General features: G+C 38.2%; 26 protein-coding genes and 1 pseudogene. 9 read left to right on the forward strand and 18 right to left on the reverse strand.

Annotated features, from left to right (window positions below):
• Positions 1 to 33 precede the first annotated feature (33 nt).
• Positions 34 to 1,296 (reverse strand): extracellular solute-binding protein, encoded by a 1,263-nt coding sequence (locus ANG_RS01080; protein WP_003038364.1) that lies wholly within the window; start codon positions 1,294 to 1,296, stop codon positions 34 to 36.
• Positions 1,297 to 1,626: 330 nt separating this feature from the next.
• Between ANG_RS01080 and malQ the strand changes: the two genes are divergently transcribed.
• The 4 genes from malQ to nrdI all read left to right on the forward strand — a co-directional run bounded on the left by malQ (position 1,627) and on the right by nrdI (position 6,624).
• Complete coding sequence (gene malQ / locus ANG_RS01085; RefSeq protein ID WP_025271564.1) at positions 1,627 to 3,150, forward strand: 4-alpha-glucanotransferase; 1,524 nt, start codon at positions 1,627 to 1,629, stop codon at positions 3,148 to 3,150.
• 25 nt (positions 3,151 to 3,175) lie between these two features.
• The gene (glgP, locus tag ANG_RS01090; protein ID WP_020999885.1) at positions 3,176 to 5,434 is read left to right on the forward strand and encodes a glycogen/starch/alpha-glucan family phosphorylase; all 2,259 of its coding nucleotides are present in this window, start codon (positions 3,176 to 3,178) and stop codon (positions 5,432 to 5,434) included.
• A 149-nt stretch (positions 5,435 to 5,583) separates the two neighbouring features.
• Positions 5,584 to 6,093 (forward strand): ABC transporter permease, encoded by a 510-nt coding sequence (locus ANG_RS01095; protein WP_003027812.1) that lies wholly within the window; start codon positions 5,584 to 5,586, stop codon positions 6,091 to 6,093.
• A gap of 75 nt (positions 6,094 to 6,168) precedes the next feature.
• On the forward strand, positions 6,169 to 6,624 hold the full coding sequence (nrdI, locus tag ANG_RS01100; RefSeq protein ID WP_020999884.1) for a class Ib ribonucleoside-diphosphate reductase assembly flavoprotein NrdI: 456 nt from the start codon (positions 6,169 to 6,171) through the stop codon (positions 6,622 to 6,624).
• Between the two features lie 54 nt (positions 6,625 to 6,678).
• On the opposite strand, the gene argS is transcribed toward nrdI, so the two are convergent.
• The gene (gene argS, locus ANG_RS01105; RefSeq protein ID WP_003038336.1) at positions 6,679 to 8,367 is read right to left on the reverse strand and encodes an arginine--tRNA ligase; all 1,689 of its coding nucleotides are present in this window, start codon (positions 8,365 to 8,367) and stop codon (positions 6,679 to 6,681) included.
• Between the two features lie 103 nt (positions 8,368 to 8,470).
• Between argS and argR the strand changes: the two genes are divergently transcribed.
• On the forward strand, positions 8,471 to 8,911 hold the full coding sequence (gene argR / locus ANG_RS01110) for an arginine repressor (RefSeq protein ID WP_003038414.1): 441 nt from the start codon (positions 8,471 to 8,473) through the stop codon (positions 8,909 to 8,911).
• Between the two features lie 370 nt (positions 8,912 to 9,281).
• The gene (gene mutS, locus ANG_RS01115; protein WP_020999883.1) at positions 9,282 to 11,843 is read left to right on the forward strand and encodes a DNA mismatch repair protein MutS; all 2,562 of its coding nucleotides are present in this window, start codon (positions 9,282 to 9,284) and stop codon (positions 11,841 to 11,843) included.
• Between the two features lie 187 nt (positions 11,844 to 12,030).
• Here mutS and ANG_RS01120 read toward each other — a convergent pair whose 3' ends face one another.
• From ANG_RS01120 to ANG_RS01180, 16 genes and pseudogenes are all read right to left on the reverse strand, one after another.
• The gene (locus tag ANG_RS01120) at positions 12,031 to 12,489 is read right to left on the reverse strand and encodes a DUF3021 domain-containing protein (RefSeq protein ID WP_003038399.1); all 459 of its coding nucleotides are present in this window, start codon (positions 12,487 to 12,489) and stop codon (positions 12,031 to 12,033) included.
• Entirely contained in the window at positions 12,486 to 12,926 is a 441-nt protein-coding gene (locus tag ANG_RS01125) for a LytTR family DNA-binding domain-containing protein (protein ID WP_003032335.1), read from the reverse strand. Before ANG_RS01125 ends, ANG_RS01120 begins: the two co-directional genes overlap by 4 nt.
• A 551-nt stretch (positions 12,927 to 13,477) precedes the next feature.
• Complete coding sequence (locus ANG_RS01130) at positions 13,478 to 13,858, reverse strand: type II toxin-antitoxin system HicB family antitoxin (protein ID WP_003038371.1); 381 nt, start codon at positions 13,856 to 13,858, stop codon at positions 13,478 to 13,480.
• A gap of 35 nt (positions 13,859 to 13,893) precedes the next feature.
• Positions 13,894 to 14,085: a type II toxin-antitoxin system HicA family toxin gene (locus ANG_RS01135; protein ID WP_003038349.1), complete on the reverse strand. Its 192-nt coding sequence runs from the start codon at positions 14,083 to 14,085 to the stop codon at positions 13,894 to 13,896.
• 135 nt (positions 14,086 to 14,220) lie between these two features.
• Positions 14,221 to 14,334: pseudogene (locus tag ANG_RS11270) on the reverse strand (phage terminase small subunit P27 family); the annotation flags it as partial.
• 281 nt (positions 14,335 to 14,615) lie between these two features.
• The gene (locus ANG_RS01140; protein WP_003038422.1) at positions 14,616 to 15,056 is read right to left on the reverse strand and encodes an ArpU family phage packaging/lysis transcriptional regulator; all 441 of its coding nucleotides are present in this window, start codon (positions 15,054 to 15,056) and stop codon (positions 14,616 to 14,618) included.
• A 248-nt stretch (positions 15,057 to 15,304) separates the two neighbouring features.
• Positions 15,305 to 16,156, reverse strand: coding sequence for an ATP-binding protein (locus ANG_RS01145; RefSeq protein WP_020999881.1), 852 nt, complete (start codon positions 16,154 to 16,156; stop codon positions 15,305 to 15,307).
• 14 nt (positions 16,157 to 16,170) lie between these two features.
• The gene (locus tag ANG_RS01150) at positions 16,171 to 16,977 is read right to left on the reverse strand and encodes a phage replisome organizer N-terminal domain-containing protein (RefSeq protein ID WP_003038339.1); all 807 of its coding nucleotides are present in this window, start codon (positions 16,975 to 16,977) and stop codon (positions 16,171 to 16,173) included.
• An 8-nt stretch (positions 16,978 to 16,985) separates the two neighbouring features.
• Positions 16,986 to 17,255, reverse strand: a complete 270-nt coding sequence (locus ANG_RS01155) for a MerR family transcriptional regulator (RefSeq protein ID WP_003038376.1) — start codon at positions 17,253 to 17,255, stop codon at positions 16,986 to 16,988.
• Position 17,256: 1 nt separating this feature from the next.
• Complete coding sequence (locus ANG_RS01160; RefSeq protein WP_003038362.1) at positions 17,257 to 17,592, reverse strand: hypothetical protein; 336 nt, start codon at positions 17,590 to 17,592, stop codon at positions 17,257 to 17,259.
• Positions 17,589 to 17,825, reverse strand: coding sequence for a hypothetical protein (locus ANG_RS01165; RefSeq protein WP_003038392.1), 237 nt, complete (start codon positions 17,823 to 17,825; stop codon positions 17,589 to 17,591). Before ANG_RS01165 ends, ANG_RS01160 begins: the two co-directional genes overlap by 4 nt.
• Positions 17,815 to 17,991, reverse strand: a complete 177-nt coding sequence (locus ANG_RS11145) for a hypothetical protein (protein WP_003027795.1) — start codon at positions 17,989 to 17,991, stop codon at positions 17,815 to 17,817. Before ANG_RS11145 ends, ANG_RS01165 begins: the two co-directional genes overlap by 11 nt.
• On the reverse strand, positions 17,988 to 18,266 hold the full coding sequence (locus ANG_RS01170; protein ID WP_003027794.1) for a hypothetical protein: 279 nt from the start codon (positions 18,264 to 18,266) through the stop codon (positions 17,988 to 17,990). The genes ANG_RS11145 and ANG_RS01170 overlap by 4 nt, the downstream gene beginning before the upstream one ends.
• Before the next feature lie 342 nt (positions 18,267 to 18,608).
• Positions 18,609 to 18,776 carry a hypothetical protein gene (locus tag ANG_RS11150; RefSeq protein ID WP_003038324.1) on the reverse strand — a complete coding sequence of 56 codons (168 nt, stop codon included), beginning with the start codon at positions 18,774 to 18,776 and terminating at the stop codon, positions 18,609 to 18,611.
• Between the two features lie 3 nt (positions 18,777 to 18,779).
• Complete coding sequence (locus ANG_RS01175) at positions 18,780 to 19,397, reverse strand: Rha family transcriptional regulator (protein WP_003038403.1); 618 nt, start codon at positions 19,395 to 19,397, stop codon at positions 18,780 to 18,782.
• Positions 19,398 to 19,413: 16 nt separating this feature from the next.
• Positions 19,414 to 19,611, reverse strand: coding sequence for a helix-turn-helix domain-containing protein (locus ANG_RS01180; RefSeq protein WP_003038356.1), 198 nt, complete (start codon positions 19,609 to 19,611; stop codon positions 19,414 to 19,416).
• 161 nt (positions 19,612 to 19,772) lie between these two features.
• Here ANG_RS01180 and ANG_RS10695 point away from each other — a divergent pair, with 161 nt between their 5' ends.
• The 3 genes from ANG_RS10695 to ANG_RS01195 all read left to right on the forward strand — a co-directional run bounded on the left by ANG_RS10695 (position 19,773) and on the right by ANG_RS01195 (position 22,703).
• Positions 19,773 to 20,249 carry a helix-turn-helix domain-containing protein gene (locus ANG_RS10695; RefSeq protein ID WP_003038410.1) on the forward strand — a complete coding sequence of 159 codons (477 nt, stop codon included), beginning with the start codon at positions 19,773 to 19,775 and terminating at the stop codon, positions 20,247 to 20,249.
• Between the two features lie 144 nt (positions 20,250 to 20,393).
• Complete coding sequence (locus ANG_RS01190; protein ID WP_003038394.1) at positions 20,394 to 21,398, forward strand: virulence RhuM family protein; 1,005 nt, start codon at positions 20,394 to 20,396, stop codon at positions 21,396 to 21,398.
• A 156-nt stretch (positions 21,399 to 21,554) separates the two neighbouring features.
• Positions 21,555 to 22,703 (forward strand): tyrosine-type recombinase/integrase, encoded by a 1,149-nt coding sequence (locus ANG_RS01195; RefSeq protein ID WP_003038317.1) that lies wholly within the window; start codon positions 21,555 to 21,557, stop codon positions 22,701 to 22,703.
• Positions 22,704 to 22,794: the final 91 nt, after the last annotated feature.

The raw sequence follows: 22,794 nt of genomic DNA on the forward strand, positions 1-22,794 counted from the left end.
TGCCAATCGAGTTCTATCCTACCTCAATCTGTTTTATTTTTTACCAAATTTTTGATCGATAGTATCTTTAATCAATTTCACGGCATCATTTGCAGCAGTTTTAGCATCTTTTTTACCACTTACAGCATCAAAGAGCATACTTGCTGCTGGATCCCATACAGTACTCATTTCAGAGATATTTGGCATAGGTTGAGCAGATTGGAACTGTTTAACAACAGCTGAAGTCAATTCATCATTTTTACCTTCAGCATATTTACGAGCTTCTGTATTAGCAGGTACTTCGTTTGTAGCATCATAGAAAGCTTTTTGTTGATCTGTTGATGTCAAGAAGTTGACAAATTTTTGAGCTGTTTTGGCATTTTTAGATCCTGCAGGGATGACCCAAGCTTTACCACCACCAAAGGTTTGATAGTTTTCACCATTTGGAAGTGTAGGAATAGTGGCAACACCATAGTTCACTTTAGCTTCTTTAAATGATGCAGCTTTCCAAGGGCCTTCAATGATAGCAGCTGTTTTACCTGATTGGAATTGAGTTTGAATTAAGTTTGCGGCACCTTTAGTATCTTGCATTCCTTTTGGCCATTTTGCATACCAAGTTTTAGCGTATTCAACACCTTTGATAGAACCGTCATTTGCAAGTCCAATATCTTTAGGATCGGTACCATTCTTACCAAAGACGTATCCACCATTACCCGCTAAAAGACCATAAGTATAATAGAAGTTTGTCCAGTCAGCGAGGAAAGCAGTTGTTTTGCCATTTTCGTTAGCAAAAGCATATTTGCTGTCTTTTGCCAGTTCTTCTAATTCAGCAAATGTAGTTGGAGCTTTAGAGATAAGATTTTTGTTATAGTACATTACTAATGTTTCAATAACAGCAGGTGCGCCATAAGTCTTACCTTTTGTTGTTACGAGTGCTTTGGTAGTATCATCTGTCATTGAACCTTTATCAAGTTTCATTTCAGAAAGTTGGCCGTCTGAACCGAGACTACCTACACGGTCATATGGAGACATCATAACGTCTGGAGCTTTGCCAGATTGGTTGTCAAGTGAAAGATTTTCAAGACCTTTAAGTTGGTCGCCAGTTTTAATAGTAACTTTTGTTCCACTTTCTTTTTCAAAAGCTTCAGCTGCTTTCTTTACATATTTTTCGTATTGTTTTTCTACGTAAACAGTGAGGTTTTTACCATCACCAGAAGAAGCTGATTTATTATTTTTGCTACCGCAAGCTACTAGTAACAAACTAGCCAATCCTACAGTTCCAAGAACTGCAACACTTTTCAACATTTTACGTTTCATGATTTATTCCTCCTAAAGAATAAAATAATAAGATAACAATTTAAAATAGTTTACGCAAACGTTTTCTTAAACTATACTTAGTATACCACAAATAGAAAACGGTTGCAACACTTTTTTAAAAAAATCTTAAAAATTTTTTATTTTCCACTCCAAAAAATTTAATAAAACAATAGAAGAAAATGATTTAAACATCCAAAACATTTTAAAAAATTACAAAAAAAGCAGAAAAATGGTTGCGTCCATTCTGGAATTAAGTTATAATCAAATCAACGCAAACGTTTTCGTTAAATGAATGCAAAATTTAACAGAAAAATTTATTGAGGTGATAAGATGAAAGAACGTCAAAGTGGTGTTCTCATGCATATTTCTTCTCTTCCAGGGAAATACGGAATCGGCTCATTTGGAAAAAGTGCTTACGATTTTGTGGATTTTTTGGTAAGAACAAAGCAACGCTACTGGCAAATTTTGCCTTTGGGCACGACCAGTTATGGAGATTCTCCTTACCAATCATTCTCTGCATTTGCGGGAAATACACATTTTATTGATTTTGACCGACTGATTGAAGAGGGTCTACTTACTGAAAGTGATCTTGATGGTTTAGACTTTGGTCAAGATCCAAGAAAAGTAGATTATGCGAAAGTTTTCAACAATCGTAGACCGGTTTTAGAAAAAGCTGTGAAACGTTTCTTAGAACGCGGAGATTTAGCAGCTTATGAAAAATTTGTAGCAGATAATGCGTCTTGGCTTGAAGTATTTGTTGAATACATGGCGATTAAAGAGCATTTCGACTTGAAAGCTTGGACTGAATGGCCAGATGCAGCGGTACGTCATCGTGAAGCGTCTAGCTTGGCAACTTATCGCGAAAAGCTAGCTGATCGATTGACCTATCATCGTGTTACGCAATATCTCTTCTTCAAACAATGGTTAGAATTGAAAAATTATGCTAACGAACATCATATTGAAATCGTTGGCGATATGCCAATCTATGTGGCAGCTGATAGCTGTGATGTTTGGGCGCAACCGCATTTCTTTAAAACAGATGAATTAGGACAGCCTACATGTGTAGCAGGATGTCCGCCAGATGAATTCTCTGCGACCGGTCAACTTTGGGGAAACCCAATTTATGACTGGAAGGCAATGGATGAAGATGGGTATAGCTGGTGGATTGAACGCTTACGTGAGAGTTTCAAAATCTACGATGTGGTTCGTATCGATCATTTTCGTGGTTTTGAATCTTATTGGGAAATCCCTGCTGGATCCGATACAGCCGCTCCTGGTAAATGGGTGAAAGGTCCTGATTATGCTTTGTTTAAAGCTGTGAAGGAAGAATTGGGTGAACTAAACATCATCGCCGAGGACTTAGGCTTTATGACCGACGAAGTGATTGCTTTGCGGGAAAAAACAGGCTTCCCTGGTATGAAAGTCACTCAATTCGCCTTTAATCCAGAGTCTGAAAGTATTGATAGTCCACATCTTGCGCCTAACAATTCTGTCATGTACACAGGTACGCATGATAATAATACGGTACTTGGTTGGTATCGCGATGAAATTGATGATGCCATACGTGAATATATGGCTCAATATACTAATCGTAAAGAATATGAAACAGTACCTCATGCTATGCTACGGACTATCTTTGCTTCTGTCAGCTTTATGGCAATTGCAACCATGCAAGATTTGCTTGAACTAGACGGCTCAGCTCGCATGAACTACCCATCAAGCATTGGTGGCAATTGGTCATGGCGTATGACAGCAGATGAATTGGACCCTGTGATTGAAGCAGAGTTATATAGCTTGACGAAAACATATCGTCGTTTAAATAAAAAATTATTAAAGGAAGAGAATGAATTGTAACGTTCTTTTCTAGGTAGGAGAAAAAATGTCAAATTTACAAGAATTTATCCAACAAACTTATCAAAAAGAAATTGCTGAATGCAGCAATGAAGAATTGTATATTGCCCTTTTAAACTATACAAAATTGGCTAGTGCACAAAAGCCAGTTAATACTGGTAAAAAGAAATTGTATTACATTTCAGCAGAATTTTTGATTGGAAAACTGTTGTCAAACAACCTCATCAACCTTGGCCTTTATGATGATGTCAAAAAAGAATTAGCAGACGCTGGTAAAGACTTGATTGAAGTGGAAGAAGTCGAATTAGAACCTTCACTTGGTAATGGTGGTTTAGGACGTCTGGCTGCTTGCTTCCTTGATTCTATTGCAACACTTGGTTTGAATGGAGACGGTGTAGGTCTGAACTATCACTTTGGTCTTTTCCAACAAGTATTGAAAAATAATGAGCAAACAACAGTACCAAACTTCTGGTTGACAGAGCAAAATTGGTTAGTAAAATCAAGCCGTAGCTATCAAGTACCATTTGCTGATTTCACTTTAACATCAACTCTTTATGACATTGATGTGCCTGGTTACAAAATGGCTACTAAAAACCGTCTTCGTCTGTTCGACCTTGACTCGGTTGATGCAAGTATCATTGAAGATGGGATTGATTTTGATAAGACAGATATTGCTCGTAATTTGACTCTTTTCCTTTATCCAGACGATAGCAATAAGAAAGGTGAATTGCTCCGTATCTTCCAACAATACTTTATGGTGTCAAATGGTGCACAATTGATTATTGATGAAGCGATTGAAAAAGGTAGCAATCTTCATGACTTGGCTGACTATGCTGTTATCCAAATCAACGATACACACCCATCTATGGTCATTCCAGAGATGATTCGTCTTTTGACAGAACGTGGTATTTCTCTTGATGAAGCAATCAATATTGTTAAGAATATGACGGCTTATACAAACCATACCATTCTTGCTGAAGCGCTTGAAAAATGGCCGCTTGAATTCTTGGAAGAAGTTGTTCCACACTTGGTTCCAATTATCAAAGAATTGGATAAGCGCGTGAAGGCTGAATACGCAGATCCAGCTGTTCAAATTATTGATGAACATGATCGTGTACATATGGCTCACATGGATATTCACTATGGATATAGTGTCAATGGGGTTGCTGCTCTTCATACAGAAATCTTGAAAAACTCAGAACTCAAGGCTTTTTACGACATTTATCCAGAAAAATTCAATAATAAAACAAACGGAATCACCTTCCGTCGCTGGCTCATGCACGCAAATCCACGTTTGTCAAATTACATTGATAGCTTGATTGGCCGCGATTGGCACCATGATGCTTCAAAATTAGAAGACTTACTTGAATTTTCTGGTAAGGCTGATGTGAAAGCTGAACTTGAAAAAATCAAAGCTCACAACAAACGGAAATTAGTTCGTCATTTGAAAGAGCACCAAGTTGTTGAAATCAATCCTGAATCGATCTTTGATATCCAAATCAAACGCCTTCACGAGTACAAACGCCAACAAATGAATGCTCTTTATGTCATTCACAAATATTTGGATATCAAGGCTGGAAACATTCCTGCGCGTCCAATTACAGTTTTCTTTGGTGGGAAAGCTGCTCCAGCATACACGATTGCACAAGATATTATTCATTTAATCCTTTGCTTGTCAGAAGTGATTGCTAACGACCCAGAAGTTTCTCCATACTTGCAAGTCGTTATGGTTGAAAACTATAATGTAACAGCAGCTAGCTTCTTAATTGCAGCCGGTGACATTTCTGAGCAAATCTCCCTTGCTTCTAAAGAAGCTTCAGGTACTGGTAACATGAAATTCATGCTAAATGGTGCTTTAACGCTTGGTACTTCAGACGGGGCAAATGTTGAAATTCATGAATTAGTCGGCGATGACAACATTTATATCTTCGGTGAAGATTCTGAAACAGTTATTGATTTGTATGCCAAAGAAGCTTATAAGTCAAGTGAATTCTATGCTCGTAAAGCAATCAAACCGCTGGTTGATTTCATTGTCAGTGATGCCGTTCTTGCAGTTGGTAAGAAAGAGCGCTTGGAACGACTTTACAATGAATTAATCAATAAAGACTGGTTCATGACGCTTCTTGACTTGGAAGATTATATCGAAACAAAAGAACGCATGTTTGCGGATTATGAAGACCGTGACGTCTGGCTTGAAAAAGTTCTTGTCAATATTGCAAAAGCAGGCTTCTTCTCTGCTGACCGTACGATTGCTCAATATAACGATGAAATTTGGCATTTGAACTAGTTCAATAGCGAATGGGCCCCTTGATTGATAGTTGAGGGGCTTTTGTTTGAAAAAAATAATTGACACTAGTGAAACTTTTGTTGCCATTTTTGACTGCTTACGTTATAATAAATAAAACTGAAAACTTTTTCACAACGAGGAGGATTATTGTGAAAAAACGACCAATTTATCTATATGTCTTGCTGACACTATCAGCCATTCTATCATCTTTTACATTTGTAGGAACCTTTTTTGGCAGTGAAAAAATAACGAATACAAGTTCTTATAAAGGATTGTCTGAAACGGTTGTGAAGCAAATCGTAGAAGTAACTGAAAGAAGTCTTGTCTTCCTTCATAATATTCCGCATAAAATATTAGTTGTCCTTTCCATTCTACTGTTGATTGCTGCCATTGTGTTTATCGTCAAGAAAAACATTCTATACGCTAATTTTGCCTATATTGCTTATGTGCTATTAGGAATTATTGGAACAATTTACAATTATATTGGTGGTATGCCACTCAACAATCTTTATAAAGATCAAACGATGCGTGCCACAGCAATCTCATCGACAAGAGTTTTGACTATTATTTATTTTGCATTTAATATTCTTTTCCTTGTTATTGTCTTTTTCAAGATGAAACGGCAGCAACAAGACTTAGCAAAAGAAGAATTACAATAGTTGACAAAACATATCTATCAGCTTAAAATTTTAAGAGAATGATAGATGTGTTTTATTTTTAGAAAGAGAGAAAATATGAAGATTTCCTTGGTTTATATTAGCTTAAGTGGGAACACAGCGAGTTTTATCAAACGCTTATCCACTTTTTTGCAAGAGCGACATGAAAATGTTGAGATTGAGCAGGTGGATATAAAAGATATGGTGAAAGAGGAGCGACCATTTTACGTCATGTCTCAGCCCTTTGTAGCCTTTTTACCAACCTACTTAGAAGGTGGAAATGGTTTGGATAATGGAGATGTAGAGATTCTTACCAATGATTTAGGTGACTTTATCGCTTTTGAAGAGAATTACAAGCGCTGTTTTGGCATTGTTGGTAGTGGTAATCGTAATTTTAACAACCAATATTGTTTAACAGCAAAGCAATATGCAGAGCGCTTTGGCTTTCCAGTCTTGGACACATTTGAACTTCGTGGCTTGAATGAAGATGTCAAACGAATTGGTCTGAAAATTGAAGAATTATACGGAATGTAATAAAAAATCCTATCGTTGTAAATACCGATAGGATTTTTTGATAGGGTTAGAAAATTACATTTTTTCTGGAGCATCAACGCCGAGAAGACGAAGAGATTCTTTTAGAACAACAGCTGTTGCGTAACTAAGAGCTAAACGGCTGTCACGTTCAGGATTTTCGTCTAAGATACGAGTGTGTGCGTAGAATTTGTTAAATGCTTGTGCAAGACTGATTGCATATTTTGCAATGAGTGATGGGTCATAATTGTCAGCTGCACGTTTGACAACACGGGCAAAATCTTGCAGCAGTTTAATGATTTCCCAACTTTCAGCATCATCTAGGCTGTATGTTGCTTCAGCGTTTGGCTTGAAGTCAGCCTTGCGAAGGATTGATTGGATACGTGCATAAGCGTACTGGATATATGGTCCTGTTTCTCCTTCAAAAGATACCATGGCTTCCAAATCAAAGTCGTAACCGTTGCGGCGGTCTGTTTTTAAATCGTAGAATTTAACAGCTCCTACTCCGACAGCACGAGCAACAGCTTCTTTGTTTTCAAGGTCAGGATTTTTGGCTTCAATTTGTGACTGAGCACGATTGATAGCTTCTTGAAGAGTTGGTTCAAGAAGGATGATATTTCCTTTACGTGTAGACAATTTTTGGCGGTTCTTTGTTACCAAGCCAAAGTCTATATGAATCATATCATCGCTCCAGTCAAATCCCATCTTCTTCAAAACGGCTTTTAATTGTCTGAAGTGATTAGCTTGTTCTTGACCTACAGCATAAATGTTTTTAACGAAGTTGTAAGTGCGAGCACGGTACATAGCTGTCGCAATATCACGTGTAATGTAAAGTGTTGCTCCGTCAGATTTCTTAATCATAGCTGGTGGCAGATTGACATCATCAAGGTTGACAATGCTAGCCCCCTTAGACTCTTCCAACAATCCTTTTTCTTCAAGGATTTTGATGCCTTCGTCCATCTTGTCATTATAGAAGGCTTCACCAGCCAGACTATCGAATTCAACGCCAAGCAATTTGTAGATACGGTTAAATTCTTTCAGGCTTTCGTCGCGGAACCATTGCCATAATTCAGTAGCTTCAGGATCACCGTCTTCTAGTTTTTTGAACCAGAGGCGACCTTCGTCATCAAGCTCAGGATCTGTTTCGATTTCCGCATTGATACGAACGTACAGTTTCAGTAATTCATCAATTGGATTTGCTTCGACGGCTTCTTTGCTGCCCCATTTTTTATAAGCCACCATTAAAAGACCGAATTGTTTTCCCCAGTCACCTAAGTGATTGATTTTAATGGTGTTATAGCCCAATTTACGGAAAATATTAGAAAGGGCATCACCGATAACAGTTGAGCGCAAATGACCAACTGAAAATGGTTTTGCAATGTTTGGGCTGGAGAGGTCAATGGTGATGTTTTCTCCATTTCCTTCATTTTGCTGACCATAGTTATTTCCTTCTTTTACAATTTCTTTGATAACTTGAGCTGAAATTTTTGATTTATCAAGGAAGAAATTAACATAAGGACCAGTTGCCACTACTTTTTCAAAGTTTGTTGAGTCAATTTTTTCTGCAATATCTGCTGCAATCGCTTGAGGCGCTTTTCGTTCTACTTTCGCTAAAGAAAAGGCAGGAAAAGCAATATCACCTAAATCTGAGCTTTTGGGTTTTTCTAGTAAATTTAAAATAGCGTCTTGGTCTAAGCTGTCAATGACCTTAGCCAATTCACTTGCAATCAATTGTTTATTATCCATGGTTTCTCCTTTGGTCTTTTACTAGTATTTTAACATATTTTTTGACGAATCTTCAATTTTTTTGGTATAATTTTGAGTATAAATATACATTATTGAGGATAAAATGAAAAAAAGTGAACGTCATAAACTAATTAAGCAAATGATTAAAGAAGAAAAACTGAGTACACAGAAAGATATTCAGGATCGTTTAAAAGCACAAGGCATTATTGTAACACAGACAACCCTCTCTCGGGACTTACGTGAAATTGGATTGACGAAAGCCAAGAAAAACAATGAAGTTTATTATGTTTTAGCAGATGAAACAAATAAAATCGATTTGGTTGAGTTCTTGTCTTATCATGTAGAGGGCGTTTCTCGGGCGGAATTTTCCTTGGTTCTTCATACTCGCTTAGGGGATGCTTCTATTCTGGCTAACTTTGTGGATGCCAATAAAGGTGAGCTAATTTTAGGAACGGTAGCAGGAGCTAACACGCTCTTAGTTATCTGTCGTGATACAGCAGCTGCAAAACAAATGGAAGAGCAGCTTCTTGAGAAAATGGATTAAGAAAATGAATGATGAGGCTGGGACAAAGAGCTCAGCTTCCTTTGTTTATGTAGTCAACAAGACGCAGTAGCTGATTGCTCAAAGCAATGCTTCGAGGTGGCGGATAGGACTTGCGAAGCACGTCTCAAGCTGTTGTTTTTCAAACTCGGAAAAACACCTTTGACAAAAACTTTGTTTTCTTTATCCACCACCTCAACAGTCTTCCAGACTGTTGAGCAACCCTGCGGGAGTGAGACTACGAACTGAAAATTTTCAAGATGAGTTTTGTTCTACTCCAGCTATGTGGATGTGGGACGACGAAATCAAGTTTCTACGAAACTATTGATTTCTATCCCACTCTTATCACTATTAACCAACAGAAAGGATGAGAATGACAAAAGAAAAACTATCTCCAGGAATGCAACAGTATTTAGATATAAAAAAAGATTATCCAGATGCTTTTTTGTTGTTTCGCATGGGAGATTTTTATGAATTATTCTATGATGATGCGACCAATGCGGCACAGATTTTAGAGATTGCTCTGACTAGTCGCAATAAAAACTCGGAAAATCCAATCCCAATGGCAGGAGTTCCTTACCATTCAGTGCAGCAATACATTGATGTTTTAATTGAAGCAGGCTATAAAGTTGCGATTGCAGAGCAAATGGAAGATCCTAAAAAAGCGGTTGGAGTAGTCAAACGCGAAGTAGTACAGGTGATTACGCCGGGGACAGTAGTTGATTCTTCAAAACCAGACAGTCAGAATAACTTTTTAGTGGCTTTGGATAAGCTGTCAGGTATATATGGACTGGCTTATATGGATGTGGGAACGGGTGAATTTCAGGTCACAAGTCTTAGTGACTTTAACATAGTCTGTGGAGAAATCCGAAACTTGCGAGCTCGTGAAGTGGTCTTAGGGTATGAATTGCCTGAAATGGAGCGCCAAGTATTGGAGACTCAAATGACTCTCCTTTTATCGCAAGTAGAAACTACATTTGATGATGTTCAGCTACTAGGAAAGGACTTGTCACCGCTAGAGCACCAAGTAGCTGGAAAGTTATTACAGTATGTTCATAAAACGCAGCTACGTGAGCTTAGTCATTTGAAACAAGTTCATCATTATGAAATCAAAGATTTCTTGCAGATGGACTACTCAACTATGGCAAGTCTGGATTTAACAGAGAATGCTCGGACAGGAAAGAAGCACGGGAGCCTTTATTGGCTGATGGATGATACCAAGACAGCTATGGGAACACGATTGTTGAGAGCGTGGATTCAACGTCCGTTGATTGATAAAGAGCGAATCGTCAAGCGGCAGGATGTAGTGCAAGTCTTTTTAGATCATTTCTTTGAGCGCAGTGACTTATCAGACACTCTCAAAGGAGTGTATGATATTGAGCGTTTAGCCAGTCGGGTTTCGTTTGGCAAGACCAATCCAAAAGATTTATTACAACTTGCTGCGACATTGAGTCATGTACCACAAATTAAGGGAATCTTAAAAGGAATTGACAGCCCAGTTTTGGAAGATTTGATTGCCAAATTGGATGAAATTCCTGAACTGGCGTCCTTAATTCAGTCAGCAATTTCGCCGGATGCTCCAAATGTCATTACAGAGGGTAATATTATTAAAACAGGTTTTGATGAAACCTTGGATAAATATCGAGTGGTTATGCGAGATGGAACGAGCTGGATTGCAGATATTGAGGCGAAAGAAAGAGAAGCTAGTGGAATTAACAACCTGAAGATTGATTACAATAAAAAAGATGGTTATTATTTCCATGTCACCAATTCTCAGCTTGAGCATGTTCCCAGTCATTTTTTCCGCAAGGCAACTTTGAAAAATTCGGAGCGTTTTGGTACGGAAGAACTGGCTCGTATTGAAGGTGAGATGTTGGAAGCGCGTGAAAAATCAGCTAATTTGGAATACGAGATTTTTATGCGCATTCGTGAGGAAGCTGGTAAATATATCAAACGCCTGCAATCCTTGGCGCAAACTCTGGCAACGGTTGATGTGCTGCAAAGCTTTGCAGCTGTAGCAGAAAAGCAACATTTTGTGAGACCAGAATTTATTGAGCAGCGCTCTATCCAAATTGATAAAGGGCGGCATGCGGTCGTAGAAAAAGTTATGGGTGCACAAACCTACATTCCTAATAGCATTTCAATGGATGAGAATGTTAATGTTCAGCTAATTACAGGCCCAAATATGAGTGGGAAGTCAACTTATATGCGGCAGTTAGCGATTATTGTGATTATGGCTCAAATGGGCTCTTATGTTTCAGCCGAAAGTGCCCAATTGCCGATTTTTGATGCAATCTTTACTCGAATTGGTGCAGCTGATGACTTGGTTTCTGGACAATCAACCTTTATGATTGAAATGATGGAAGCGAACCATGCTATTTCTCAAGCAACAGAAAATTCACTCATTCTTTTTGATGAGTTAGGAAGAGGAACAGCTACCTATGATGGCATGGCGCTTGCTCAAGCTATTATTGAGTATATTCACAATCGGACAGGAGCCAAGACACTTTTTGCGACTCACTATCACGAGTTGACAGAACTGTCAACTAGCTTGACACAACTAGAAAATGTCCATGTAGAAACCCTAGAAAAAGATGGTCAAGTAACATTTCTTCATAAGATTGAGGTTGGACCTGCTGATAAATCTTATGGGATTCATGTAGCAAAAATTGCAGGTTTGCCAAATGATTTGTTGACAAGAGCGGATCAAATATTGACACGATTAGAAAGCCAAGCAAATGAGAAGTCATCTTTTGGCATCTCTAATACATTGCCTACGGATGCTCGTGAAAAAAATCAAGTGGCTGAGCAGATGTCTTTATTTACAGAAACAACTGAATCACCTATTTTAGACGAGTTGCGCCAGTTGGACATTTATAATATGACCCCAATGGAAGTGATGTTGGCTGTGGCAGAGATAAAGAAGAAACTTTAAAATGTTGAAGCTATAGTGGATGTGACTGGCTAACAGCTTAATTTGCTGAATGTCATACCAGCATTGCAGCTAGGGTCTAATCTTCAAACCACAACAATTTAGTAAGCTATGATCGTTTTCTATCAATCTGCATTCTAAGTTGGGCTCAAATAACCGCCGTGAGTTTTTTCACAGCGGTTATTTCTTGCTATTTGCTTTGTTTGTTTAAGTGATGATTGATTTTCTCAATTTTCTTTTTAGTCAGATAAGACAGGATTGTCCAAAGGATGAGATAAACAACAGTAAATTCCAAAATTAACTGTAAGATGAAAATGGGTTCACTTGGAAACCAGCCGGCTAATAGAGCTAGAGGGATAAACCCTAAAATCATAAGCCCATAATGACAGATTGTTGCTTTGAGAATGCTCCAATCTTTTTTGAAAAGCTCTTTCCCTAAGCTAAAGAGCAAGCCGATTAGACACCATATCGCTGCGCAATAGAGAACGACTAAGGCGCCGTGAATATGATGCTGTTCCATCCAAAGACCAACTGCTGAATAAGGGTTGAGCGGATGATAGACAGGTGCAAAAAAGTAAGAAAAGATGACGGATAGGAGAAGCCCGATAACAATACCTCCTAGAGCATCTCTGAATAATGTTTTTTTCATAGCTGTAATTTCTCCTTTATAGCTTTGAGATAACGGCGAGATGAATAAGTTATCTGACCGTTTTTTAGTGTAATCTGAATCAGACCGCTGCCGGTCAATTTCAGATGATCAATCTGTTTGGTATTGATGATTTCAGATTGGGAAATCTGTAGAAAATCAGCAGGAAGCAATTCCAAAACTTGATAAAGTGGAAGCCCTAAGTGATAATTGTCTGTTACTGTTTCAGCCCAAACTTGGCGATTTTCAATATAAACCCGCTGAATTTCAGTAGTATCTAATAGGTAAATCTCTTCCTCTTTTTTGGCTCGAATAACTTTGTTTTTATCGAGTTGTTGAGCAAATTTCAGCAGTTGCTGAATGGCATCTGACAAAGCCGGTGCTTCGATAATGACTTTTTCCTCTGAAAACTTTTCGTCAATATGCAATTGAACTTTCATAAACATCCCTTCTTTCCAGATGTTGGTTTGCTGCTGATTTTCGTTAATACCAAGAGGTCACTAACTACCTCCCTCTTCCTAAATCTATTAAACATTATTTCGACTAGGAAAACAAGGACTTTTACCTAAGTGGTTGCTTTGCTTGTCTATTTGGTTCTTTCTAGGAAATGATGTGTGTTCCCCTCACACCAGACTTCTGATAGAAAAACAGCTTTATGTTATAATAATAGCTAGAATACTTACGGAGAAAACTATGTCAAAAATTATTGAACTAGGAAATAGATAGTTTTACAACTCATTGACAGATCTTAACCGTTGATATTACTGGGTTTTATCAATATTATGTAATATTAGAAGTTGTTAGAAAATCCTTAAAAGTCCACAAAAAGGTGAACAAAAAAAGACCTTTACAGGTCATTTACAATATGAGTTCAGCAGGCAAGAACTGGCGTAGTGAATAGCTACGCTTTTTAGTTGCTTGTAGCCTTGCTGATAAGATTATTATACCATGTCATCACACGCATTTCTGTTGCTGCGCATGCTGACTGTGTCTAGGCTTGTAACTTTGTTTCTAGGGCTTGAGTTAGCACCTCAGAATAATTTACTTTTTCACGATCCGCTAATCTTACTAGCCATTCAGGGACAGTCACATTCTTTCTAACGGCTTTATTGTTGCGAATAAACGGGGTAGGGTCTGCTTGTATCATGCTAACAAAGCCGTCTTTAACGGTTAAAGCCATGATGTCGCTAGGCTTTGGCATATCTAATCCTTCGTCTATGTAAGCAGCTAAAACACTCTCAAGCATTTCACGGGCATTTTTCAAGGCTTCTTCAACATTTGCCCCTTGTGTGCCTCCTCCAAACTCTGGAAATTCTACCCAATAAGAACCGTCTTCCTCTTTATGAAAAATTGCTGGATATGATTTTAACATAGTCTGTTACCTCCAAAAATGAAAGATAAGGGGGATTATTTCAGCCCCAAATCTTTCAGGATTTTGCTTTCTAGCCCTCTTCCTAAATCCTTGTTTCCATGGATTGGGATAGTCACTATATAATCAAAATCTTCATGTTTGAAATGGTGATGGCTGCCGTTCTGTCGGATTTCTACCCAACCATTTTTCTCGGCTAGCTTTGCCATTTCTTTTCCTGTAAGTGGCATAGTGCACGTTACCTCCTTACATTTTCTATTATACACATTATGCGCATTGAAAGCAAGTGGAAAGAAAAAGTTTTTTAACTGATAGCATGTATAAAATACTGCAGTTTAGCATTTAGCTATGGATTGATAATAAGGTTCTAAAAACGGAACGATTTTGCGCCAAGTCTCCCTCGTGACTGTTCCCAAATAGTTCGGCGGGTCACTGGGTAAACGCCCTTTGTTCTGCCGATAGTAAGGATTTTTAACCAAGCGACTTCACCTCCTAATCCGTCCCCCGTGACACCCCTTAAAAATCTGAAAAATCGGCGTGCGACGTAAGATGATATCTTGTCGCGGCTCTCTTGCTCTCGCAAGGGTGCGGGGGGGTGTTTTAAAATTGATTTTTTCTTTTCCTCTTGCATTCAAAAATTTCAAAAAGGGAATTTTTTGCACAGAAGAGGGCAGCGTCCTTTTATTCCAAATAACCTCTACCCCGTTCAAAAAAATAGGGGGCAAATAGCCCCTGTATCTTGGTTTGTATAAATACTGTTTCAACCTGTTACGTAAGGTTTAAAGACAAGCAATTCACAGGCTTTATACCATTCCGCAAACTCTAATAATGCCTTGCTTTGTTCTCTGTAAAATTCCGATTCAGACAAGTCTAATTCCATGTATATACAGATATTGCTACACTGTCTTGCTTTGCAAAATCTTCTAATCAATATTTCTTTGTACATATCACTAGAAAGCAAACTAACAGCCTTGTCTATCTCTGTTTTCTCCCTTTCTGCGTCTAGCCTTTTTACTACAAAGGTTTCAAGTCCTTTGCTTGGCTGATTGTTCTTGCTACGTGGTTGGTCTGAAAAAGCACTGGCGCTTCGCAAAGTGTATTCACTCCCAGCAATTCGACACAAACGGCGATAAGTCTGTAAAATCTTTTTAGCCTTGGCTTGAGTTGCTTTTTCGTCAATCTCTTGAAACAATTCCAGCATGTTTTATCTCTCCTGTGATATAATAGAGTTATCGAATTTATACCAAAAGGAGCTAGCACAAGCTGGCTTTTTTTGCTATTTTCTGCGCGTGTTCTTTGGATTATCCATGACTCAAATAGTTATTTTCTCTTTGTTCGTTCTTTGTTCAATCACGCGCTATCTTGTTAGATCTTATATTCAATACCTTACCAAAAGCCCGCTTGCTTTTCAAGTCTAGCTAAACAATAAAAGAGGCACGCGCCTCTTTGTTATTTCTTAACTTGTTTAGTCTTTAATTGTCGAATTGAATACCGCTTATCTTTGATACTGTAAATCCTGAACGAATTCCCCTCTAAGCCTTTAAGAATGCGGCTATAGTTACGTTCATTATACACTGTTTTTAATTCATCACCGCTTAGATTGGTATTGATAATTGTATTCTCACGATTGTTAAGTATATCAAATAATAAATTCTGTTCCCAATCGTTCTTAGGTTTAATAACCGCATTCTTTGCCCCTAGATCATCAATGATAAGGTAGTCAGGCTTTTTCAAGAGTTCCACGGCATCAGATTTAGTAAGAGCTGCATTCTTGCCATAACTCCAACCGTCCTGAATTTTATTAACAATATCTGTAAAGGTTACAAACAGAACGCTTTTAGGCTCTCCTTTGGCCTTGTAGCCCTCGTTTATAGCCTTAGCAATAGCTACGCTTAAATGACTCTTTCCTATCCCTGTAGATCCTGTAAATAGGGTATTTCCTGTCATGCCGTCCAGGTATTTCTCTACTTGCCCTCTAGCAAACTTCAGTAGTTGCTTTTCCTCGGCTGTCTCAGCTATGAAATTCTCAAAGCTAGCCTCTTTTAACTCTCTAGGGATCGTACTGTCTCGCATAAGCACATTATAGGTTTTTTGATAGACTTGTTGGTTTGTGGCTTCGTTAGCTAACTCTTGTTCTTCGCGCTGTATATTCTCTCTGACACATTCAGGGCAAAACTCTTGCAACTTACGTTCATCACTTCCCCTAATAGGTATTGATATTTGCCAATAGTTCACGTTATGAATTGAGCAGACCTTATCAAGTATTTTTCTATTTTGATACTCTTTGAACTGTTCCTCCATGTTTTCACCTCCTCCTAAAACGGGACATCAGGGAAGTTGTCCTGTGTTGGTTGTGCTAATGGCTGTTTCTTAGCCTCGTAAGCTGCTTGATTTTGTTTGACTTGCTCGATAGTCTTTAATCCTTGACCTTGCCAGCGTTCAAGGATTGAGCGCGTGTATCTAATAGACCTACCGTTGTTCAATATGGTTTGTTCAAGAGCATAAAGTAACAAAGTCTGGCCGTGAGTAGCTAGCAAGTCTTCAACCTCTGTCACCATTGTGCCACTAACAGACATTTCACCAAAAGCCTCTTTTAGTTTTTCAAAGATAATATTTTTACCAGCTTCACCAGCTTTTTCTTGCTCTAGCTGTTGCTCTATCTCTTTCTCTGTATCTATATCTATCTCTGTCTTACACGTAGTTAACGTGGTAAGATTATCAGATAACATTGTAAGATTTTTATTTTTTTCTCGTTGTTCTCTGCGGTATTCCCGCATATAGGCGGCTTGGTTCGTTTCCTGTTGTACCATGGCTTTAGCTTGTGGCAGCTTTGCATTTTTATCCTCATCAATTTGAATTAAACCGCATTTTGTAAAATATGCCATAGTCATTTCAATATCATCTTCTGAAACATCTAGCTTTAAGGCTAATTCTGCTTTTAAACTATCAAAGTATCCCTCGTAGTAAAGAATGCAGTCACTATCAAGACTTTCAAGCATAAGTCTGATATATATAACTGTCATAGTGTAACCACCCGGTAAAGTTTTAAGTCTCTTGATAAAGATATTATCAAAAAACTTTTTATCAATTTTTAACCAAAAATAAACTTTTGTTTTTGCCATTGTTCCCCCTAATCTACTCCCAAAAATACCAGAATATCGCTTACTTTATAAAAGACTTTCCTAGTGTCTTCTAGTGGTGGCTGGTATCGCTTTAAACCTGCTTTTTCCCAACGTGCCAAGGTTTTGGATTTTATCCCTAGTTCCTCCTTAACCTGTTGGGCTGTCATTAGTCCAAGCTGTCTTGGCTTTGGCTGCGTGTAAGACTGCAGAAAGTTAGAAAGCAAGGTTAGGGCTTCTGCCTTTAGTTGTGTTTCTGTATCTAAGCTAAATAATGCCATATTAACCGCCTTTCAAATATTTGTCTTGTTCATTCAAGTTCGCATACATGAGGGCGCTAATCCGCTTTTGCTCATCTTGTCGTTGTCTATCTAGTGCTCTGATACCTGCCAGACGTTCGCTGTCATTTGCTGGGATATAGTAACCGCCTGCTAGGTCACGGCTTCCACAAATAGCGATATGATACTTAATTACTAAACCGCGAATAATGCCTCGAACGGTTCGGATATCTAGCCCTGTGAGTTTAACAATCTCTTTGCCTGCGCGTGGTCTTTCTGCTCCCTGCGGAATAAGAGCAAGCACGCGCTTATAATTCTCTGGTAAAGTTGGAAGCTTCATTCAATCGCCTCTCTTTCTTTGCTGGCTAGGATAATCTGCCCTCTTTCCCACATATCACAAAAATCCATTAAAGTTTCTAAAACTCGTTCTAGTTGGTTTCGTTCCTCAATACTGTAACAGTCAAATTTATCTTCTAGGGAAAAATCTAGCATAGTCTGATAGGCTTCTTCTAGCCAAATACCAAAGTTCTTAGCTCTTTCATTTGCAAGGTCAAACTCTTTTTTATCTGCCATGTTCTGCCTCCATAACCTCTAGCCATTTTTCAATTTTTCTGAGTTGCTTTTTAGTGATATAGCCCCTCCGCTTGTAAGCAATCGCCCAAGCATTAAACAGTTGAGTACAAATACCAGCAAGAAAGAAAAGTAGTAGCGTTAAAATTGCGCCTAGTAGTTCGCTCATTTGTTTAATGCCTCCAGTTCCTTGGGTTTGTCATTGTTTAATAGCAGAAAGGCAATTTTGTCTAGTCTTTGGCAAAGTTTTTCGTTTTGTGCATAAGCAGTCTCAATATATTTCTTAGCTATCCAGTTAAAGGTCGCTGTATCCACTTTTTGCGTTATCTCTAAGGCTTCTAGAGTTAAGTTATTCATTTCTAAGCTGTTCATGATGTCAGTTAGTTCACTACCTAAGTCGATTAGTTTTTCAGTGCTCAATAATACTGTTGTTGTTTTCGTCATGGTGTTTTACCTCGTTTAAATTTTCTTGTATTTATGCCCTTTTTAAGGGGTAGCGCCCTCCGTATGGTCAAAATGTCCTAGATATGGTATAATCTAGCTATAAATCTTTACTAAAACCCTTACGGCTTGCCTACTGTATTGTTTTAGTATTTGTGTGAAAGGCTTTCTACTTGGTCGGTTGGTTAAGCCTTTTTGTTTTATTCTGTTTTTAAGCACTCTAATAGGCGTTTTGAGCGGTTGAAACGGTTAGGGATATAATTATATCCTTGAGACATTTCAAGTTGATTTTGGCTATATCTTATTGGCGAAAATCAGCTTAAAATCGATTCTAGCGCTTGCTGCTTATTCAGCTTTTGAGTTATCGTTGTCATTTAAAATATATTCAAGCCCTGTTTTGATAAAATAAAGGCTAGTTAGTGCTTGTTTTTTATCACCTTGTAAAATAGCATTGTCTGCAAGGTCGATCATAGCGTATAGATGGGCTTTTTCTTGTTCGTTTGATAGATACATTTTTTATCCTCCTTGTTGTGGTCTAAAGACCATGGATTTTATTTCCTGATAAGTCATGCCTAGCTTAATCATAGCAATAGCCATATCTTCTAAGTCTTGATATCTGGCTAGCTCGGTACTGGTTAGGCTATCAATGCCATTATAGCCGCCACGCGCCGCCATCAGTTGCTTTTTATTCATGTCACTAGTACCTTTTAGCAAAAGATTTGTAATGGTGTTATGCGGGTGCTGGGGTGCTTCTTTCCAGCTTTCTATGCTGTCATGCAAAGTTTTACGCTTTGGCTTTTCTAAAGCACGCTGTAGCTTAAACTTTGCTAGCTCGTCCCGCATTTCAAAGAATGCTTTGACTAGGTTTGTTTTGAATTTGACTACTTGCGGTGTGTTATCTAAGTAGGTGATTAACAACGTGGCTTGTTGTTCGTTTAGATGATAGACCTTTTTAGGTCTTCCTTTTCCGTCTAATTTATGGATTTCAAATCCATAAAATCCAAACACCTCAAATCGTTCCTTATGATTTCTTAATAGGCGCGTTACTGTGTGGTGCTGTACTCCAGCGCATTCAGCAACTATCTCGCTAGTAGTGTACGGCTCTTTCTTGCCGTCCATGTAAACTAATTCCATGCTTGCCTGCTCCGCTCTATTCTTCTGGCGTAAGTAGTTCGTCTATAGTGACGCCTAAATAGTCAGCTACTTTTTGCAATGTCTGAATGTCTGGCTTTTTAGTTCGTTCATAATACAAGGCAATCAAAGCGCTTTTTGAAATACCTGTTTTGTTATGTACGTCCGAAACCTTTTTCCGTCGCTTTGCTAAAAGAACGCGAAAATTATTTTTCATACTTTAGCTCCTTTCCACCAAAAGCCGCAACTTAATTGCGTCATATATTATATATTAGCGCTATTTTTTTGCGTTGTCAAGTATTGTTTTTTCTAAAGCCGTAATTTTTTTGCGTATCTTAGAAAAATGTGTTATAGTTTGTTGTGAAAGGCCGTAATAGTATGAATAGATTAAAAGAATTACGAAAACAAAAAAAGCAAACCCAAAAAGAGCTTGCCCTTGAATTAAAAATTCCTTTACGAACTCTTCAAAGTTGGGAAAATAAAGAGAGTCAAATCAAACAGGACAAAGCCCAGACGCTAGCTGACTACTTTGGTGTAAGTGTTGGGTACTTGTTAGGGTATGACGATATTACTAAGGTAGATGTTACTGATGTAGAAACTTTCAAGCTTTTTGAAAAAGTTGCTGATGAGCAAACAAAAGAATTTGGGTTAAAAGAAATAACAGATATTGAACAACTTAAAGAATTAAAATCAGATGCATTGATAGCCCTTAAGTTTATTGAAAGTATTAGAAATAGTTTAACTATTGGTGTTATTAAACCTTATTCTTATCCCTGGAAAATGGAAGAGATTTCTAATATTTTGCTTGATTTGCTCACCACAATAGAACGTCGTGAACAAGAATTGGCTGATTAGTTGTTTAAATCGTTAAATATTTAATAAGTTCACGCGCCACTAAGTTTTTCCATGATTTGTGCGTGATTTCTCGGGGTTCGTTCGGAGTTCAGCAAGTCAAATATCTTAAAATCTAATTTTTAAAACACCAACAGAAAGGAAGCCATGAACGAATTACAATTTTTAATCTATTCAGCAGATAACAACCAAGAAACAGCTAGCGTTATTATACGCGGGGAAACTATCTGGGCTAGTCAGAAAGAAATGGCTAGGCTGTTTGGTGTTGGTGTCCCTGCCATTAGTAAGCACTTAAAAAATATCTTTGAAGAGGGAGAATTAGAAGAAAAAGTGGTTGTTTCCAAAATGGAAATAACCACAAAACACGGTGCAATTGCTGATAAAACCCAAACTAAGGATGTCAGCTACTACAATCTTGACGCCATTATCTCCGTAGGTTATCGGGTCAACTCTCAAAAAGCCACGCGCTTCAGACAATGGGCTACTTCGGTACTGCGTGAGTACATGATAAAAGGCTTTGCTATGGATGACGAACGCTTGAAACAAGGGGAAAACCTCCTAGGAAAAGACTACTTCCGCGAACTCTTGGAACGTGTCCGCTCTATCCGTGCTAGTGAGCGCCGTATCTGGTTACAGATTACGGATATTTTTGCAGAGATTTCTATCGATTATGACCCACAAAGTACACTTACAAAACAATTCTATGCTGATGTACAAAACAAGTTTCATTATGCTATTACTGATCAGACTGCTGCAGAAATTATATATACGAAAGCAGACCATACCAAGGACAACATGGGACTAACCACTTGGAAAAATTCCCCAGACGGTCGTATCTTACAAATGGATACCCAGGTAGCAAAGAATTACCTAACAGAAAAAGAAATTAGCTCTCTTGAAAGAAGTATCTCCAGCTATTTTGATTACCTTGAAAGACAAATAGAGCAGCGAAAAACCCAGACCATGCAGCAGCTTGCTGAAAGCATTGATCGCTTTTTGACTTTCCAAGAATACGATATTTTAGAGGGGCATGGTAAAATCACTTCTAAGGCTGCTAAGGATAAGGCAAAGTTAGAGTATCAACTTTTCAATAAAACCCAAAAGATAAATTCAGACTTTGAGAAAGAGCTTAAAGGGCTGATTGACAAATAACCTCATAAAACGCGTTTTAAGCGCTTGTCTGCTTTTCTGGTATAATTTACCGTCTTACATAAAACAAACAAAAATAGGGATGTTCTCGTAGCTCCTAGCATGATATAAACCCAATCTAAAACTTTTACGGCTTGCCTGCTGATAGAAAGGGATATCATGAGAATAACAGAAGTCAAAAAGAAAAACGGTACAACTGTGTACCGTGCTAGTGTTTATCTCGGTGTTGACCAGGTAACAGGTAAGAAAGTAAAAACCAGCGTAACAGGACGGACAAGAAAAGAGGTTAAATTAAAAGCTCAACAAGCCCAGATAGATTTTAAACTGAATGGCTCAACCATTCAAAAGACAGTCACGGTCAAGAATTTTCAAGAGTTGGCCGACATATGGCTAGAAAGCTATAAGCTGACCGTTAAGCCTCAAACCTATGAGGCGACATTGAGCAATCTAAGAACCCATATTTACCCAGTTTTTGGGAACAGACAACTTGACAAGATAACGGCTAGTGATATACAAGTTTTTATTAATCAACTATCAAGATATTTTGAAAACTTTGTGACAATACGGTCAATCATCAGGAGGATTTTTCAGCAAGGAATATTGCTGCAGCTTGTCACCAATAACCCAGCTAGAGATATTATACTTCCTAGAAGACAAAAGAAGGCTGATGATAACAAGGTAAAGTTTATTGCTCCAGATGATTTGAAGGCTTTTCTTGATAATCTAGAAAAGAAGCAGTACAAGCGTTATGGTTTGTATTATGAGTATGTCCTCTATCATTTGCTCTTGTCTACAGGGTTACGGATTGGTGAAGCCTGCGCCTTAGAATGGACTGACATAGACCTTGATAAGAGTACAATCACAGTAAATAAAACGTATAACAAAGGCTTAAAGGCGGTTAGTACAGCCAAGACAAAGTCAGCTAACCGAACCATTAGCATAGACAAGAAAACGGTCAATATGCTGCGCTTATACAAGAATAGGCAACGCCAGCTATTTTTCGAGACTGGGGCGCGTGCTCCGTCTGTTGTCTTTGCCACCCCTACAAGAGAATATTTTGATTTGGCAATTAGGCAAAGCGCTTTAGATACCCGTTGTAAAGAAGCAGGTATCCCTCGCTTTACCTTTCACGCTTTCCGCCATACTCACGCTAGTTTATTGCTGAATGCTGGTATCTCATACAAAGAATTACAATATCGCTTAGGTCATGCAAATATTACAATGACTTTAGACATCTACAGCCACCTATCAAGAGACAAAGAAAAAGAAGCAGTAGCTTACTTTGAGAAAGCCATTAGCTCCCTTTAGTCCACAAAAAGGTGAACAAATTGAGTTTTTGATAGCTGTAAACATCATCAGAACCTTATTAAATCAACGTTTAGAAAGGGTAAAACCAAAA

Source organism: Streptococcus anginosus subsp. whileyi MAS624 (assembly GCF_000478925.1).
Taxonomy (GTDB): Bacteria; Bacillota; Bacilli; order Lactobacillales; family Streptococcaceae; genus Streptococcus; species Streptococcus whileyi.